The sequence below is a fragment of the Cytobacillus sp. S13-E01 genome (genome assembly GCF_029193815.1).
In the GTDB taxonomy this organism is placed as follows: Bacteria; Bacillota; Bacilli; order Bacillales; family Bacillaceae_L; genus Bacillus_BV.
Genome location: NZ_JARFVC010000031.1, coordinates 13499 through 31846, shown reverse-complemented (window position 1 = coordinate 31846; position 18348 = coordinate 13499). Strand labels below are relative to the sequence as shown.

At 36.6% G+C, this 18348-nt stretch carries 15 protein-coding genes and 1 pseudogene; 11 read left to right on the top strand and 5 right to left on the bottom strand.

Annotated features, from left to right (window positions below; translation table 11 throughout):
* Nucleotides 1-30: 30 nt before the first annotated feature.
* The 4 genes from PY093_RS16435 to PY093_RS16420 all read right to left on the bottom strand — a co-directional run bounded on the left by PY093_RS16435 (nt 31) and on the right by PY093_RS16420 (nt 2830).
* Complete coding sequence (locus tag PY093_RS16435) at nt 31-849, bottom strand: transposase (RefSeq protein ID WP_275646940.1); 819 nt, start codon at nt 847-849, stop codon at nt 31-33.
* Nucleotides 850-921: 72 nt separating this feature from the next.
* The gene (locus tag PY093_RS16430; RefSeq protein ID WP_275646939.1) at nt 922-1299 is read right to left on the bottom strand and encodes a hypothetical protein; all 378 of its coding nucleotides are present in this window, start codon (nt 1297-1299) and stop codon (nt 922-924) included.
* A 251-nt stretch (nt 1300-1550) separates the two neighbouring features.
* The gene (locus PY093_RS16425; RefSeq protein WP_275646938.1) at nt 1551-2342 is read right to left on the bottom strand and encodes a DUF1829 domain-containing protein; all 792 of its coding nucleotides are present in this window, start codon (nt 2340-2342) and stop codon (nt 1551-1553) included.
* Between the two features lie 17 nt (nt 2343-2359).
* Nucleotides 2360-2830 (bottom strand): DUF6978 family protein, encoded by a 471-nt coding sequence (locus PY093_RS16420; RefSeq protein WP_275646937.1) that lies wholly within the window; start codon nt 2828-2830, stop codon nt 2360-2362.
* 345 nt (nt 2831-3175) lie between these two features.
* Between PY093_RS16420 and gloA2 the strand changes: the two genes are divergently transcribed.
* The 11 genes and pseudogenes from gloA2 (at nt 3176) to PY093_RS16365 (ending at nt 17201) form a co-directional block, all read left to right on the top strand.
* Entirely contained in the window at nt 3176-3562 is a 387-nt protein-coding gene (gene gloA2 / locus PY093_RS16415; RefSeq protein ID WP_275646936.1) for an SMU1112c/YaeR family gloxylase I-like metalloprotein, read from the top strand.
* 393 nt (nt 3563-3955) lie between these two features.
* The gene (locus tag PY093_RS16410) at nt 3956-5065 is read left to right on the top strand and encodes a sugar ABC transporter substrate-binding protein (protein ID WP_275646935.1); all 1110 of its coding nucleotides are present in this window, start codon (nt 3956-3958) and stop codon (nt 5063-5065) included.
* An 86-nt stretch (nt 5066-5151) separates the two neighbouring features.
* Complete coding sequence (locus PY093_RS16405; RefSeq protein ID WP_275646934.1) at nt 5152-6672, top strand: ATP-binding cassette domain-containing protein; 1521 nt, start codon at nt 5152-5154, stop codon at nt 6670-6672.
* Between the two features lie 12 nt (nt 6673-6684).
* The gene (locus tag PY093_RS16400) at nt 6685-7860 is read left to right on the top strand and encodes a sugar ABC transporter permease (RefSeq protein WP_275646933.1); all 1176 of its coding nucleotides are present in this window, start codon (nt 6685-6687) and stop codon (nt 7858-7860) included.
* 172 nt (nt 7861-8032) lie between these two features.
* Nucleotides 8033-9007 (top strand): sugar ABC transporter substrate-binding protein, encoded by a 975-nt coding sequence (locus PY093_RS16395; protein ID WP_275646932.1) that lies wholly within the window; start codon nt 8033-8035, stop codon nt 9005-9007.
* On the top strand, nt 9004-10443 hold the full coding sequence (locus tag PY093_RS16390; protein ID WP_275646931.1) for a sensor histidine kinase: 1440 nt from the start codon (nt 9004-9006) through the stop codon (nt 10441-10443). Before PY093_RS16395 ends, PY093_RS16390 begins: the two co-directional genes overlap by 4 nt.
* Nucleotides 10436-11977: a response regulator gene (locus PY093_RS16385; RefSeq protein ID WP_275646930.1), complete on the top strand. Its 1542-nt coding sequence runs from the start codon at nt 10436-10438 to the stop codon at nt 11975-11977. The genes PY093_RS16390 and PY093_RS16385 overlap by 8 nt, the downstream gene beginning before the upstream one ends.
* Nucleotides 11978-12249: 272 nt before the next feature.
* Nucleotides 12250-13329, top strand: coding sequence for a D-xylose ABC transporter substrate-binding protein (gene xylF / locus PY093_RS16380; RefSeq protein ID WP_275646929.1), 1080 nt, complete (start codon nt 12250-12252; stop codon nt 13327-13329).
* An 86-nt stretch (nt 13330-13415) separates the two neighbouring features.
* Nucleotides 13416-14432, top strand: a complete 1017-nt coding sequence (locus PY093_RS16375; protein WP_275646928.1) for a Gfo/Idh/MocA family oxidoreductase — start codon at nt 13416-13418, stop codon at nt 14430-14432.
* 145 nt (nt 14433-14577) lie between these two features.
* Entirely contained in the window at nt 14578-16059 is a 1482-nt protein-coding gene (locus tag PY093_RS16370; RefSeq protein ID WP_275646927.1) for a plasmid pRiA4b ORF-3 family protein, read from the top strand.
* Nucleotides 16060-16560: 501 nt separating this feature from the next.
* Nucleotides 16561-17201 (top strand): annotated as a pseudogene (locus PY093_RS16365) (tRNA-dihydrouridine synthase).
* Nucleotides 17202-17467: 266 nt separating this feature from the next.
* Here PY093_RS16365 and PY093_RS16360 read toward each other — a convergent pair.
* Complete coding sequence (locus PY093_RS16360; protein ID WP_481769313.1) at nt 17468-18211, bottom strand: HI0074 family nucleotidyltransferase substrate-binding subunit; 744 nt, start codon at nt 18209-18211, stop codon at nt 17468-17470.
* Between the last annotated feature and the right edge of the window lie 137 nt (nt 18212-18348).

Here is an 18348-nt window from a genome sequence, read left to right as displayed (position 1 = left end):
TTTCCCTTACTGTCTTATTTTTCCACTTTGTCAGATTGCTGATCGTTGTCCAAATCCGTGTTTATTCGCATTCAACCCTCTGGAACGTTTAAATTGCCTTCCAGGTCTTATCGGGACTCGATTTCGCTGAACTTCGTTCAGTAGGGCTTTATATAACTTTTTTCTCCGTCTTGGACTTGGTTCAAAGATTAAAGAAATAAGTTTATCCTTTAGCACACCAACTAAAATATTATTGTTGGTCTTGTATTCGTATTTTAAGACTTTGTCTTTCTGTTCTTTGGCAATGACCGCATCCGATTCACTCTTGAGTAAGGAAGCCATGTTTGTCATAAATAAAGCCGCATAAAATTCCTGTTCAATCGTCTGTTTTGTAGCCCCCGAGAACTTTTCAATCTGTATTTTGTTTTTTAACACATCGTATTTGATTTCAATGGACCAGCGCTTGAAGTACAACACTTTAAAGGTTGGTATATCAAATGATTCGTCAAATATATTCGTGATAAGTAGTTCTTCTTCACCAGATCCTATTGGGATGCGGACCGCACGTAAATGCATTACCTTGCCTTTATAAACGAGTTCAAAAATCTGATCCGAAACCTTTTCTTTTATAATGGAACGGTAAAAGTTAACTGGCGTTCTAACAACGAAATTCAATTTATTCTCCAAGAGATAGTGAAAGAAATATTTTGCTGGATACCCACGGTCAAAGAGAAAAAGATCATTGTTAGAACGCAGTTCTAGGAAACTATTAATTAATTCCATAGCTACTGTACGCTCGCTATCTGTGCACTTTGTAATTATCCCCTTTACAAATAGATCATTTCCGATATCATAGATAGTGGATACCATAGCTCTGGCAAGTTCTTTGCCATTGCCCTTTGATGCGCCGAAGGTGTCTCTCAGTCTTTGGGAATTGGCTATTTATATGATAGACGCATCAATAGCATACAACCGAAAGCCCATGAAATTATAGGAGTTATTTGCCTGATAAAACCACTTCGTAATGGTGTCAAATAACTCCTTAAACGCTTCTGGTTTTATTTTTTTCCTCGCTTGTGAAAATCCCTGTTTACTTATAGATTCCCCCTCTTTCTTAATAAGGACAAAAAAGTCATTCAACTCAATCTGCAAACTTTTCGATACAAGATTTAGCACAAACAATATGATTTCTGGGAAAGTCAGTTTACCCCCTTCACGCGTAAAGTAGGTTGCTTTCGTGCGGGAATCGCACATGAAATGGAAATCGTACAATACTTTTCTGCATACTTCAATCGCCCCTAGAAACTTACTTTTTTCCAACAAAAAAACCCCACTTCGTACGAGATATACCAAAAACCGGTATTCAAGTCGATTATTGGGGTCTTTTTTAAAAGTCAAGTGGTTTTCGAGGTTTTTTATAACAATTTTATGACTCTTTGATTATTTTGCATATTTTTACATTTTAGATTGATGACATTGGACCTTGTCCCAGCTTTTAAGGGAAAGTGGATCGTTAAGTGATTGGAACTGGGGACAGAAAACCTGTTGATCTGTCCCGTTAGAGTTGTTTTTTATCCAACTAATGAAAGTGATCGTTTAACTTCTGTTTTGTTAGTAAAGCCTATAGCTTCTATCCCATACTGTAAAAAAGCTTCTTCAAACTTGCTAGCTATTGGTTTTTGGGAATCATTTATTAGAGCAACCATACCTAAGTTTTCCTTATATTTAGTGGTTCTTTGCTGACTCGTATCTTGCCAACTTAATAAGATTCGTTCTAACTGGACTTGGTCTAAATGATTGACCAATTTTACTAACTTTTTATGTTTGTTCTTAACAGTCATTAAATAGTCAAAACGATGCAATAATTTTGATTTTCCTTGTATTTCTATATCAGGAAAAGGATCGAAAATTTCCTCATTTTCACTAAAAAACTTACTTACCTCTTCCATAAATAAGTTTTTTATACTTTTTTTATTTAGCTTTAAAAAATCTGAAATAGTAAGGGTAGCTTGGATTAAAGAGTGAATAGAGCTACCTAAAGAATCTTTATCAGAATATATAAAGAGTTCATTTGTTGAAGGATTGATAGAGATGCAATGTCTATCTATAACATTATAAAGCATTTTCTCGCGGTAAGAACCTTTCCTGATAGCAGTACCAGCTGTTTCTAAACTCCATAAAGTGTAACCATCATCTGTGATCTTGAATTTAGATTGGCTTGGTTCAATATATAATTTAATATTTTCATTTAAAGAATCTACATATGGAGATGATAATTCAACTGAATTGTTTAAGACTTCAGTAAAAGTAGTATTGTTTTTTATCCAATTTAAGTAAGAATCTTTAATTGTATCTAAAGCCATGGTTCTCACCGCCTTTATCAAAATAATGATGGAAAGTTAATTTTGTTTTCCTTCTTAACATTTATATACAATAAAAAGTCTAAAAATACCTGCTCAATATTATCTGGGTTAGAAAACTCTGAGGGTAGGGTAAATGCTTTTACATAAGTACTACCATCATTTTTTTCTAACCATTCATCACTTGAAAAGATTAGCATACGATTTCCGCAGATTTTATTGTTGGCATTATTATGGAAGCCAACTGGATCAATATTGACTCTTAATAAAGAAAGATTGTTTTCCTTTTCTCTAAGATGAATAGAAATCTTATCATCTCTATGGGAAGGGGTAAAATAATCTAATAGAAACTCCCATTCGCCATTTGATGACTGTAGATTTAAAATTCCTTTATTACCAGGTCGCAGATCAATGTTATATTTTTTTAAAAATACCTTTAGAATTTTAATTAAAGAATATGCTTCTTCATTTGATAGATTTAATTCTTCCAAATTAATTCCCCCATTTATATAAACATAAACAGTATGAACATGGCAGTTTATAATTCTATTAAATCAAATTATTCAACAATTTAATAGACTTAATTTGATATTAAATGGTCAGTATTGAATGTTATGGTACAACTATACATATTTACTTATTTATTTTCTGTGTATTTAGTAAACCTTCCATAGGTAAAGTTGTATTCGGTAACCTAACTCACCAGCACCCATGTGTTGCCAAATACACTCTAGACATGTGGAGTGTGTGACGTAGTTAGCATTAAAAGAAGAAGCAGGCACCCAATAAGGGTTACCTGCTTCCATTCATAGACTAGTAGAGAAGGAGAAAAGTAAATGAACATCGAAGGAATACACCACATAGCAATCATCTGCTCTAACTACGAAACATCAAAACATTTTTACACAGAAATTCTAGGATTCAAGATAATACAAGAAACATATAGAGCGGAACGCAATTCTTATAAACTAGACTTACAAGTCCCCGGAGGAATACAGATTGAACTGTTTACCTTCCCTAACGCACCAATTCGCCCAAGTTTCCCAGAAGCACAAGGCTTACGTCATTTAGCCTTCAAGGTGAAAGATGTTGAAGAGGCTGTGAAGGAATTGGAGGAACAAGGTATCAAGGTTGAACCCATCCGTATAGATGAATTGACTGGAAAGAAATTTACATTCTTTGCAGATCCAGATGGACTACCTTTGGAATTATACGAACGTTAAAAGAAGCAACAATGGTGGCAGGCTTAGTTGAATCTCCAACGAATATTATAAGCGGTATAAAAGGCATGAGCATGGTATTTCACCTAGCTCATGCTTTTTTTGTTTCTCTAGAAGGCTCATTAAGAAAAGGTTGTTACTTTTTGTGTATATAAAGTGTGACTTGTAGCGGAAGCCACTTGACTCCAGCGGAAAGGAACGGACAATGTTCAAAGTACGCCACACCATTTATTCTTTATTCTTTTAGAGATGGTTGGACTAGTACTTTTTTTCACAAAAGCAAAAAAAGTATAGAAGATAGTAAAAGATTACCCTATGTTAGCGCTTTCAAAATGAATAAACAGCGATATGATGGAAATGTAGAAATTAGTTTCATATTCAAAGGGGGAAAATTTAGTGAAAAAGGTATGGAGATTATTTTCCGTTTTAATCTTAGCTACAGTGTTAATTGGTATATTAGCAGCATGTAGTGGTACAACTGGTGGGAGTAGTAAAGTGAGTGTAGGTATTGTTCTACCAACGAAAGATGAGCCAAGATGGGTGCAAGATGAGCAACGCTTTAAAGATGCAATCTCTGAGTCTGATTACACGACTGAAATTTTATTCAGCCAAGGTTCTTCTGCGAAAGAAAAAGAAAACGTAGAAACGTTACTTAATAAAGGAATTGAAGTATTAATTATTGCTCCTCACGATGGTGCAGCAGCTGGTTCTGCAGTTGAAGCAGCGAAAAAAGAAGGAGTAACAGTTATTTCTTATGACCGTTTAATTACTGAAACAGATGCAGTTGATTATTATGTAACGTTCGATAGTTTAGCAGTAGGTGCTGCTCAAGCTCAATATTTAGTTGATAGTGCACAAGGTACAAACGTTCCTTTATACCTATATGCAGGTGCTTCTTCTGATAACAACGCATATTTATTCTTTGAAGGTGCTTGGAAAGTTCTTCAACCGAAAATTGCGGATGGTACTTTTGTAATCGCTAACTCTAGTGAAGCAGAAGCATTAAAAGATAAGCAAGATCTTACTCGTGATGAGTTAGGGAAAATTCTAGGTCAGGTTACAACTAACTGGGATCCAAGCGAAGCGATTAACAAAGCGCAAACCCACTTAACAGCAGCAGGTGCTGACTTAAAAGGTGATATAGCGATTTTAGCTCCAAACGATGGAACAGCTCGTTCTATTGCAGATGTTTTCGGAAGTGATTCCGACATTTCTAGTTTCGTAGTAACAGGTCAAGATGCTGAGAAAGCTTCTATTCAATACATCATTGACGGCAAGCAATCTATGACAGTATTTAAAGATGTTCGTACACTAGTTGCAGATGCAATTGGTATGGCAATCGAGGTTTTAGATGGTAAAACACCTGAAACAACTGGTACTTACAACAATGGAAAAGTGGATGTAAAAGCAAAACAAACAGACGTAATTGTTGTAGACCAAGAGAACGTTAAGCAAGAACTAATTGATTCAAAATACTATGAAGCTAGTGAGTTTACTGGACTATAAAAATAGAAATAAATGCTGCGTGGTAGTAATCAACTTAGATTACTATCACGCAATTATTATAGCTGTTTTGTTTGGAGGGAATCAGGATGAGCGAATATATTCTAGAGATGAAGCAGATTACAAAGGAGTTTACAGGAGTTAAGGCGCTCGACAATGTCAATTTTAAAGTAAAGAAGGGTGAAATTCACTGTCTAGTTGGAGAGAACGGGGCTGGAAAGTCGACTCTAATGAAAGTACTTAGTGGTGTGTATCCTTATGGAACTTATGAAGGGGATATTGTTTACGAAGGTAAGGTACAACAATTTAATAAAATTAACGATAGTGTGAATTCAGGTATCGTTATCATTTACCAGGAGTTAGCTTTGTTTCCTGATCTCACAGTCTATGAAAATATATTTGCTGGCAATGAAATTAAGCAAGGAGCTTTAATTGACTGGAACGAAACGATTGTTGAAGCAAAAAAACTTCTAGAAAAAGTAAACCTCGATGTAAACCCGGAGACACTCGTTAAAGACTTAGGAGTAGGGAAACGTCAGTTAATTGAAATTGCCAAAGCGTTAAGTAAAGACGTAAAGCTTCTCATTCTCGATGAACCGACTGCAGCTTTAAATGAGGACGACAGTGAAAATTTATTAAACTTACTAGGTGGTCTCAGAAAACAAGGGATTACCTGTATTATGATTTCTCATAAATTGAAGGAAGTTATTAAGATATCTAATAATGCAACCGTAATTCGTGATGGGCAAACGATCGGAACACTGGATGCCGCAAAAGGTGAAATAACAGAAAATACGATAATTAAAAATATGGTTGGACGCGAAATTCAAGATATTTATCCGAAACGCGCTAAAAATATATCAGAAGAAAAGGTCTTAGAGTTAAAGAATTGGTCTGCTTACGACCAAAAACTTGGTAGACATGTTGTGAAAAATGCAAATCTACACGTTAGAAAAGGTGAAATTATTGGTTTGGCAGGCTTAATGGGCTCTGGCCGAACGGAACTTGCCCTTAGTATCTTTGGTAATGCGAAATCGTATAAATTGCAAGGTGACTTACTGATGGATGGAATGCCAAAGGTATTGAAACATACAAGTGATGCAATTAAAGCTGGTATCGCGTACGTTACGGAAGATCGTAAGGGGGATGGGTTGTTTTTAACGCAAGATATTAAAAGCAATATTTCTGCCGCCAATTTACATGGAATTGCTATCAATGGAGTAATCAACGACAACGAAGAGATTAAAGTAGCAGATGGATATAAAACTTCATTACACATCAAAGCTGCATCTTTAGAACAGCTTGTTGGCAAATTAAGCGGCGGTAACCAACAAAAAGTTTCGCTAGGTAAGTGGCTGTTTGTCGGCCCTAAACTCCTTATATTAGATGAACCTACTCGTGGTATTGATGTGGGCGCAAAATTTGAAATTTATACGGTAATGAACAAGCTGATTGAAGAGGGAATGAGTATTATTATGATTTCTTCTGAGCTTGGTGAAGTATTGGGAATGAGTGACAGAGTGTATGTCATGGCCGAAGGTGAAATCAAAGGCGAATTACCAATAGAAGAAGCCGATCAAGAAAAAATAATGCAACTTGCAACACAATAGGAGGCTAAACCAATGACTTTAATTAATGACGTGAAAACGTTAATTAGTAAAAATATTCGTGATTACGGGATGTACATTGCCTTATTTGTCATCTTTCTAATCTTTACTATTTTAACAGATGGCTTATTTATTTCCTCTCGTAATATTAGTAACTTACTAGATTCTGCTGGTTATATTGCGGTTCTTGCTGTCGGTGTTATGCTTGTCATTGTCATTCGACATATTGACTTATCGATCGGATTTTTAGCAGGGTTCCTTGGGGCGATTGCAGCAATTCTTTTAATGCAGTATGGGCTACCTGTTTATATCGTAATTCCCATTATTTTAGTACTTGGAACAATTGCTGGTTTATTCACAGGCTTACTTGTTGCAAAAGTAGGTATTCCTGCCTTTGTTGCAACACTTGCTGGTTGGTTAATTTATCGTGGTGCGATTCTACAAGTAACAGAAAAGTCTGGGACAATCATCGTCGAAAATGATGCATTTAATGCAATTGGAAATGGATTCATTCCTTCTATTATGCAAATCAGTGGATTACACTTACTATCTTTATTAATTGGTGGACTTGGAATACTTTTTTACAATTATAGTGCAGTTTCTACTCGTCGAAATAAAATTAAGTATAATTTCGAAGTCGTTTCAAAGCAGATTTTTATTTTACAGCTTGTGTTCGTGTCGGCTATCATCGCTGCAATCACGTGGATTTTAGCTGGCTATAACGGTTTTTCTTGGACAGTGATTATTATCTTATTAGTTGTCCTTGTCTATCATTTTTTCACAACGAAGACAGTACTGGGAAGGCATATTTATGCAGTCGGTAGTAATCCAGAAGCTGCACATTTAAGTGGGATTAACGTGAACAAGATTACGTATATTGTATTCGGTTCAATGGGCTTACTATCTGCTTTATCAGGTATTCTATTTACCTCTCGTCTTCAAGCAGCAACGACAACAGCTGGTACACTATTCGAGCTTGATGCAATTGCAGCTGCGTACGTTGGCGGTGTATCTGCAGCAGGTGGGGTAGGTAAAGTAACAGGAGCCATCATCGGAGCCATCGTAATGGCATCCTTAACGAGTGGGATGAACTTACTAGGTGTAGGAATTTCCTATCAATATATGATTAAAGGTGGCGTATTAGCCTTAGCCGTAATCTTCGATGTTATGACAAGAAGAAAAGGAAACTAACGATCACTTATATCCTTATGTATGGCAGCAAGCGGGCTTTCACCAAGAAAATTGGGAAAGCCTTTTTGCATAATTACCTATATTATTATAATGCAGTTTAGTTGCTGGGCTGATAGAATCAAAGTGAATGAACATATAATAATGTTTAAGAGAGAAGGGGGAGAAAGCGTACATGAAAAAATATATGTATATCGTACTAGGAATCGTATTTGTCTCCCTTTGTTATCTCATTTTTGTCTCAGCCAACATTGTCTTTAGCAACGACTTAGCCTTACCTAAAGCAAAAAAGCAAACAGACTCTCAATACCGGTTAGTCTTCATCACAAGAGACATGGACACTACGTTTTGGAATAAGGTTGGTAGTGGAGCATTGAGACAGGCAGAAATAGAAGGAGCTAGTCTCGAAATATGGGGTAGCTACAGTAATAATTCAGAAGAATTTCTAAAAAAATTAGAACTAGCTATCCATTCAAAAGTGGATGGAATTATCGTACAAGGACTAGGTACAGATGAGTTTAAAGAGCTGACAAAAGTAAAGGCCTCGTTTAATGGTATCCCGATTATTACGGTAGCAAATGATGTGCCAATGAAGGAAAGTTTAAGAAGAACATATGTTGGTTCCAATCAATTTCGTGCTGGTGAATTAATTGCAAGGCAGTTGTTGGATGATATGGGGGAAAAAGGGAATGTGGTGCTCATTTATGACAAACAGCAAGAATATTACCAGAGTGAGAGATTAAAGGGAATCAATGCCATATTAAACAGATACCCAGATATTAAGACGCTATATGCGGAAACATCTGAGTCAAGAGATCAAGTCATCTCTACGATGAGAGATATGTTAAATCAAATGCCAGATGTGAATGCATTTATCGCCGTAAATGCGAATATGGTTGGTCCAATGGTTCAGGAAATAGGGAAAAGGTCTCAGGTTGATCCTTATTTTATTTATTCCTTTGATGATGGACCAGAATCGTTACCGCTTTTAGAAGAAGGAAAAATTGACGGTGTCATCGAGCAAGACCCAGAAAAGATGGGCGAAGTCAGTGTCCAACAACTTATTAAATGGCTAAACGGGGAGACAGTGCCGCTTGATATTAACGGTTACTTCACCAATATTCGTATATTGAAGGACGAGCAGCAATGATTAGTATTCAAAGAAAAATATTAACGCTTACAACCGTTGTCATCGTCATTATGTCCATTATTTGGCTTACGCTGACCTTTTACAATTATAAATCACAAGTAAAATACAATGACATTTTAAACCGTTACTTAGTATTAAATGATGTTTCAAGGTCTAGTAATCAAGTAATCACAGACTTAAATAACTATATGATCCAGTCTACACCAGAAAACTTACAGAGATTAGAGAATAGCAAAAAGATGATGGAGTCTGCTAGATATGAAGTGTTTAATGTAAGAAATGAAGAAAATAATTTTACATTAACAAATTACATTAATTTAATGGATAGTTTAATCGAAACAACTGACCGATTAATAGGACTTGAACGAGATTCAGAGGCAGCGGTAAAAGACCTTGCGGAAACAACTCGTATTAGTAACTATATTTCGGATATGACGCTCACGTTAATCGATATGGAGCTTAAAACACATGAGCCATTCTATCGTGGCATTATGGAGCAATCGATTGAATTAGTGAAGCTTGCTATATGGATGATTCTATTAACATCTTTATTACTATTGTTAGCTTCTTATTGGTTCTCATTAAGCATCACAAGGCCAGTCCAGCAATTAACAGAGGCTGCTAGTGAATTATCGAAAGGTAGATTTGATAAAGAAATAACGGTCAAAACGAATGATGAAATTGCCTTTCTTGCTAAAACGTTTGATCATATGCGGACAAATATTAATAACTTATTTCAGCAAACAAAGGAAAAGGCAAAGCTAGAAAACGAGCTGCAGCAGAATAAAATTTTGCTGCAGGAAAGTCATTTTCGCAGTCTCCAAAGTCAAATTAACCCGCATTTCTTGTTTAATACACTAAATACACTGTCGAAAAAAGCATATTTAGAAGGGTCGGAAGAAATTAGTGATTTGCTCGTTAGTGTGGCAGACCTTTTGCGTTACAATTTAAAGCAAATTGACCGTTCCGTTACATTACGGGAGGAATTAATGATTGTGAATCAATATATGGAGATTCAAAAGGCACGTTTTACGGATAGACTTCAATTACAGTTAGATATTGATGAATCATGTATAGACGTGGCTATTCCTGCGCTCACCCTACAGCCAATTATTGAGAATGCTGTCATTCATGCAGTAGAGCCTAATGTTGATGGGGGTGTCATTACTATCCGAGTGATAGATATGAATGAATATGTGAGGATTCTAATTAAAGATGACGGAAATGGCATGTCTGAGGAGAAGATTACCCAGATTTTAATGGAACGTCAAGTACAAACAGAAGGACATTCAACAGGTATAGGTTTTAGTAACGTTGTAAAGCGTTTGCGTCTTTTTTATGAGAGGGAAGACGTCATTTCGATTGAAAGTACAATAGGTAGCGGCACGGCCGTCCTATTAAAAATTCCAAAACAAAGAGGCGAGAAACATGATTAAGCTCTTAATTGTGGATGATGAACAAATAGAACGGGAAGGGATGAAAGCCATTTTCGATAGAGCATTCCCGGATCTAATCATCGAACAAGCGAATAACGGGAATAAGGCGGTAGAATTAGCAGCAAGCTTTAGACCAGATTTAGTGTTAATGGACATACAAATGCCTGGAATGAATGGCTTGGAAGCGGTAGAGCAGATTCTAGTAGATTTTCCTCATATTAAATTCATTATGGTAACAGCATTTGATACGTTTAATTATGTGCAGTCAGCCTTAAAACTTGGGGCAAAAGATTATATTTTAAAACCAAGTAAGGTGAGTGAAATTAGAACAACGGTTGGAAAGGTTTTAAAGGATATAGAAGACGAAAGGGAGTTGCAAGCAGAAAGTAACATGCAACGAGAAATGCTTCAAAGAACGTTAGCTCTCGTTGAAACAGATGTTGTCACGCAACTATTATTTGATCATGTCCATGAAGTTCACTTAAATATGCTAATGGAGATGCTCGATATTCGCCGGGCGAGTGAAGTATTTGTCATGAACGTGATTGTACCAGAAGGAATGGAACATCACTACTCTCGGATTAAAGGGAAAGTTAGGAAAACGAGAAGCGGATGGATGGGTGCCCTTTACAATGGACAGCTTCCAATTATTATATTTCGAGACGAGGGCCAATCTTATCGCTCTCAAGCGATTTCACTAGCAAGAGACATTTTATCAGTAGGAAACACGGAACAGATAGCTGGTTGGTTCGTTGGTATAGGTAATGAGTGCAAATCCTTAGAGGAAATCCGTCAATCATATCAGGAGGCAATCATTGCTTCTAGCAATACTACACTTCCTGTAAAATACCGATTTTATCATGATGTTCCTGTTTTGAATGAAACAGAAAGTCTGAAACAGGCGAAGTATTTAAAGAAAGATTTTTCCGACCGGGTACGGCTTGGACAGTGGGACCAAATTAAATCGAACATCAGCCATCTTATCCAAGCGTACGAGATGGAAGGCGTAGAAATGCAACAAGTACAACAATTAGTGTTAGAAGCACTGTGGTCAATCTGGTCGATTATGAGTGAAATGGGAATTGAGACAACAACCCCCATCTACAATTATCAAGCACCAAACTACCGTCAATTACGTTCTGAAACTGCCAATCTACTGCTGGATATAAAAGGTTCTTATGATAAACATTATAAAAACTTGGAAGCGAATACAATCCATCAAATTAAACAATATATCATGGAAAACTCTGAGCAGAATATTTCACTAGAAACACTTAGTACTAAAGTAGGGTTAAGTCCAATTTATATTAGTAAAATGTTTAAAGAAAAACTAGGCATTAACTACATTGATTTTTTAACAGAGTGCCGTATTGAAAAGGCGAAGAAAATGCTAGCGGATCCAGAAAAGAGTATTAAGGAAATTACATTAGAAGTTGGCTATCATGAACCAAATTATTTTAGCAAAGTATTTAAAAAAATGTGTAATGTAACACCGAGAGAATATCGTAAGACTTTGCTTGGGATAAAAGATTAGATTTTTTTATAAAAACCCTCAATCTATTGGGAACCTTTTCGCAAAGAGTGTTGTCTAAATAACAACCTTTAAAACGCTAAGTGGATTGGAGCGGAAGGCACTTCACTCCTGCTCAGTAGGAGAGGAAAGGTAAAGACCCCGCAGGTGGAACGGCGAGGAGGCTCGATTTCCTCACCGCGGAAAGGAACGATCATGGTTCAAAGTTCAAAACAATAATTTTAAAAAGAGTCAAAGTTAAATAGAAGTTCAGTAGACGAAGGGAGGGGAAAACGATGGTAAGAAAGCTAAGGACAATAGCGTTAATAAACTTTATCTTCCTCTTCCTATTTTTGGTAGCTTGTGAAGCGAATGTTGCTCCAAAACAGATAGAGAGTAAACAACCCGAGAAAGAAAATATTAAACCTGTAGAAGAAAGGATTAAAATCGGATTTTCGATGGACACGTTAGAAGAGGAACGCTGGCCAAGGGATAGAGATCTATTTAAAGAAGCGGTGGAAGCATTAGGAGCGGAAGTCGTGATACGGGAAGCAAAAGGTGATGATGCCTTACAAATCGTTCAGGCCGAAACGTTAATAAGCGAAGGCATTGACTTACTTGTTATCGTCCCACATAACGCAGAGGCTGTAGCAACCATCGTCAACAAAGCCCATTCTGCTGGCGTTAAAGTTATATCTTATGACCGCTTAGTGAAAAACTCATCTGTCGATTTATACATTTCTTTTGACAATGAGTTAGTAGGGGAACTACAAGCTCAGGCGATTACAAAGTTAGTGCCGGGAGGAAAGTATGTATATATCGGTGGGGCAAATACAGACAACAATGCACATTTACTTAAAAAAGGAGTGTTTAATGTCCTCCAGCCGTTTATAGATAGTGGGGACATACAGATTGTATATGATCAATGGACTGAAAATTGGGATCCTGAAAATGCGCGTGCCTACATGGAAGCTGCCTTGAAAATAAATGAAAATGAGATTGATGCAGTTATCGCTGCAAATGACGCAACAGCGGGCGGGGTCATTGAAGCACTTGCAGCACAAGGCCTTGCGGGAAAAGTTCCGGTTGCAGGCCAAGATGCAGATTTAGCTGCAGCCCAGCGTATTGTTGAAGGCACACAAACTATGACCATCTATAAACCTATTAAGGCATTAGCGTATGAAGCAGCAAAAGTAGCTATCAAAATGGCGAAAGGAGAAACCATTCCAACCGATAGAAAAGTTAACAACGGAAAACTAGAAATACCATCTCTCCTCCTTCGGCCAATTGCAGTAGATAAAAATAATATGGATGAAACCATTATTGCGGATGGGTTTCATATGAGGGATGAGGTATATAGAAACATAGGGGAATGATAGGTATGCTAGCTGGTATACTTGATACATTTAAAAAGTTAGATATTACATGGGCATGGAATAAATAGATTTGGGGAGGTTTTTTCGTGATAAAAACGATACTTGTTGGGTTTGGTTTTGCTGCAAAGGTGTTTCACTTACCGCACTTAGTTCATTCTGATAAATATGAAGTGGTGGGAGTTGTTTCAAGGTCAGGAGCATCCAAGGAATATGGTGATGTAAGTCATGTGCCGGTGTATAGAACGTTAGATGAGGCACTTTCAGAAAGTGATGCAACGTTGTATATCATTACAACGCCATCTGATATGCACTATGACATGCTAAAACAATGTATTCTTACTGGAAAAGATGTGCTGGTCGAAAAGCCAGCGTTTTTAACAGTTGAAGAAGGAAATGAATTAATTCAGCTTACCCAAAAGAGCGATTCTGTTGTGTCTGTACACCAAAACCGTCGCTGGGATGGGGATTTTTTAACGATACAACAAATGCTACAAGAAGAAACGTTAGGAGACTGGAAGGTCCTTGAATCACGGTTTGATCGATTCCGACCAGTTACACGTGATCGTTGGAGAGAACAACCAGGGATAGGCTCTGGTATCTTATACGATTTAGGATCCCACTTAATCGACCAGGCGCTTGTTTTATTTGGTGAACCAGATGCAATTTATGCAGAAGTAATGACGCAACGAGAGAACGGTCAAACGGATGATGGCTTTTTCGTCGTGCTCCATTATGGGGAAAAACGAGTCTATTTACGCTCTGGTTCCTTTATTAATTCAACCTACCCTCGTTTTGAAATGCATGGAGTAAAAGGTAGTTTCGTGAAATATGGACTAGACAAACAAGAACCTCAACTAATAGATGGTACTTTTTATCAAGGGAAAGAAAAAGAGGTTGGAACAATCTATATAGAAGAAACAAAAGAGGTTATGATAGAGTCTGGAGGATACGACCACTTCTTTTCATTGCTAGCAGATGGCTTAGCGAAAAGGGAGCCAGTTGTCTCGTTGGAAGAAGCACTTAAAGTGACACGGTTTATCGAATTAGCGCGTATTTCTTCAGACAAAGGAAGAGTGATGAGAAAAGAAGAGTGGATGAAATGAGAACATAGGGAATTAAGGGACGAGCGGATAGGTTTGTCCCTCTGTCCTGCAGTTGGGGGAGGACCGAGCAAGTTCTATACTTGTTTTCTATGCAAAAATTAGTCTATTTGCGGACTAAGAAGAAATTACTTGAGGGGAAATCAATATGACAAAAGACCATAATGAAATGAAAAATAATAATGGGCTAAATTCGAAGAGTAAAAATAATGGACAGCTATCATTTGATGAGCTTTGGGATGTGTCTGAGGATATTGGAAAGAAGTATGAGAATGGAAAAAAGGAGATCGAATTAGAAACGGATAACTTTTTTAAAAAGGAACCTTTTCCTATAACTCTGGTGAGGGATTTCGAGCAATTTATCAGCTATGTCGAAAATCATCCAATACATTTAACGAAGACGATGGAATACATTTCTAGGAGGCATTTGCCGGAGATTAACAATAGGATGACTGTTAGAAATGAAGCAGCAACAAGTCATACGGAGCAAGAATACTATCCATATATACATTTATTCTATTTTCTTGGTCTAAGTGGCCAATTGCTGAAAAAGGAGTCTGGGAAAGGAGGGAAATTTACATTAGAGCAAGCAGATAGACTCCAGTTGTACAAGGAATTAACGGATATAGAAAAATATTTCTTTTTACTGGAAATATTATGGGTTGATGTAAACTGGGCAAGGCTTCTGAATGAAAGATACAATTCTCTTACATTTTCACTACAGGAAATATTTTTCATGCTTAGCGAAGAAAAGGAAGGGTACAAAATATTTCTTCAAGAAAGTGGAAACTTGAAGGAGAGGATATTAGCAGATCGCCTTGATAAATGGGGATATTTTTTACTTTACTTTGAATGGTTCGGTTTTTGGGAGTGCGAAATTGATCAGGAGCATGTAGACACATATTATAGAAAGAATCAATATTTCGCTAAGTCAATTATGTTAACAGATTTTGGGTCAAAAGTAATTCCAATTTTACTCCTTGATCGAAATTTACAAATTTGGAATATTCCTGAAAGAAGAGTAAGTGGAGAGGTTAATCCAATTCCAGGTGCTGAATTAGAAGATATGATGTATGGAGAAATACCAGATATGGTGGTTAATGCAATATTCGAGAGGATGGAAGTGGATCAAAGCTCACAGCCGTTTTTTTTGCCGTTTAAGAGTCTTTATCCCAATGAAAGCTTACATAGAACTCTGCCGAGAAATAGGAGGAAATTTATCGAAGGTATCTATACTTTTAGAGTTTCATTATCGAGTGGAGTTTGGAGAAAAGTAGTCTTATCTGGCAAACATACAATGGAACACTTACACTATATGATCATAAATTCCTTTGATTTTGATGATGATCATCTTTATTCTTTTTTCATGGACGGTAAAAAGTGGTCAAATGACTGCATTACTTCGCCACATGACTTTGATGAGCATCCTAAGTCAAATAAGGTTCAGATTGGTGGGTTAGGATTGGTATCAGGCCAGCGTTTCTTGTATTTGTATGATTTTGGAGATGAGTGGTCGTTTATAGTCGAAATGGACAGCATTCGCGAGACGGTTTCAGAGCCATTTCAACCATATGTGAAAGAAAGTAAAGGGAAAGCACCTGATCAGTATGGTGAAGAAGAGTATTGGTGAAAAGTAGTTTGGATGGATTTAATTTTCTAGGGGTATAAAGCTGTTTTTTTATAGTAAGTACTTTCACCAAAAAACGCCTAAAGGGACGAGGTTGCTAGTCCCAAAACATTTTTACAATTAAAATTTAAATTTAAAAAAACGGAAAATAGGTGACCACCTAAGATTTAAAGTTAGGGGTTACTTTTAGTAAAGAAATATTACCCCATAAAATTTCCGGATGAAAAAAGTTTCGCGCAACAATAATTTAGATAGATTTTATAGTTTTTAACAACGATTGACGTTTTTTCTATAGTTATTGAATGATAAAAATTGATAGACAAGCTGGACAAGGAACCTGTTCCACGGTCACGTTTATTCACCGAAGGGTTAGACCTTTTCGGGACACAGTATGTCCCTCTGTCCCTTTAATAGAAAAGCAGTTGATATAGAAAAAATCTATACCATCTGCTTTTTTGTTTATAAAAATACCAGTCGATTTTTACAGAAGATGAACAGCCAATTGTGGCACATATTTGGGGGGATAATCCCGAATATTTCCGTCAAATGAGTATTGGCATGGCAGAACTAGGATTTAAAGGCATCGATATTAATATGGGCTGCCTGTCAGCGTGAAAACACGACTTGGCTATGAGGATGTAAATGAGTGGGAGGAGTGGCTAACGCATATTTTTAAAAAGGATATTGCGAACCTTTCTATTCATTTACCTACAAGAAAGGAAATGAGCCAAGTAGATGCGCATTGGGAGCTAATTCCGGAAATCAAAAAATTACGTGACCGTATCGCACCAAATACTTACAATCAATGGAGACATTCCTGACCGTCAAACTGGGTGCAGCTTGCTGAGCAATATGGTATTGATGGCGTTATGATCGGGCGAGGTATTTTTAAAAATCCTTTTGCTTTTGAAAAAGAGCCAAAAGAACATAGCAGTAAAGAATACCTTGATCTTTTAAGACTGCAGCTTGATCTTCAAGATCAATATGCGGAAGCACTACCACGTTCAATCACAGGGCTTCATCGCTTTTTCAAAATTTATGTCAAAGGATTACGTGGTGCTGGTGACTTAAGAAATCAATTGATGAACACGAAATCAACAGATGAAGTGCGTGCATTGCTTGATAACTTTGGAAAAGAATGTTGATGGAACGGGGACAGTGAGATGATGTAACTCTCAAAAGGTTAGAGAACATTAACTCATGTGTACTTATTCTATTCAGTTTCAAGTTACTTTAGCGATCATCACAGGTACCGCGTCCCACTAAAAATGGTGGGACAGTGAACCTGTCCCCCTGGACCTCACCCTAAAATAAACGAGATAATACAAGAGATAACAACCCCAAAAGAAAATAGGGGCTGTTACCTCTTTTGAAATCATTGTTGTTGAGCATGATTAACCGGGTGGAAACCCTAAATAATACGAACTTTCATTTCACTCAACAAAGCATCAAAAAGCGTTATATAGTCTTCTTTAATATTCTTGTAAATTTCTAGGGCAATGTCTTCGTTATACGTATGGGAAGTTCTATTTCGATCTTCGAGCATTTTAAGCCACTTCTCGCCATCTGAGAGAATTCCATCTTTGAATGCTTCTCTTATTGTACGCCTAGGACTGGTTACTTCTAGGTTGCCATTATATTCTAAGTAAGTCTTCATAAGTTTCCATGACAATTCATAGGTAAATTCAAAGCGCTGAATCGTTGCATCAATTACAAGGTCATCCTTGCTTGCATCTCTTTCAAGGCATTCATGAAGTTTATTGTAGGCCCTTTGTAAATCGGCTAGTTTATCTTTTACTTTATTCATATTATCCATCACCTGTCCTGTAGGGGAAGTTAAGAAGATTATTTTTCCTTCCTTATCAATATAATCCTTTAATTTTTCATTACTGATTTTTTCGTAGTCTATTATATCAAATGTATAAATAATGTTTTCTTCAGAAAGAGAATCGCTAATTTTGTAAAGCTGATTATTGTCTTTTCTAAATTTGATTGCTAGATCAATGTCAGAGGTTGATTTAAAATCACCTCTTGCTCTTGATCCGAATAACAGAACTGCCTCAATAATGTCTGAATATTTTTCAAATATTTTAATAATCTTGTAAAAATTACTTTTGCTTAATCCATTAATATTTGATTCCTTCAAGTTTACCACCACTTAGATTTATTTACTGTTATTCTCATTTTATACTTATGTCTGGTTATTATAAACCTATTTTTGCTAATTCTTATGGTAATCGTCAAAGACACTCGAAAAAGTATGGCTTATTGAGAGGTTGACAAAGATTTCTC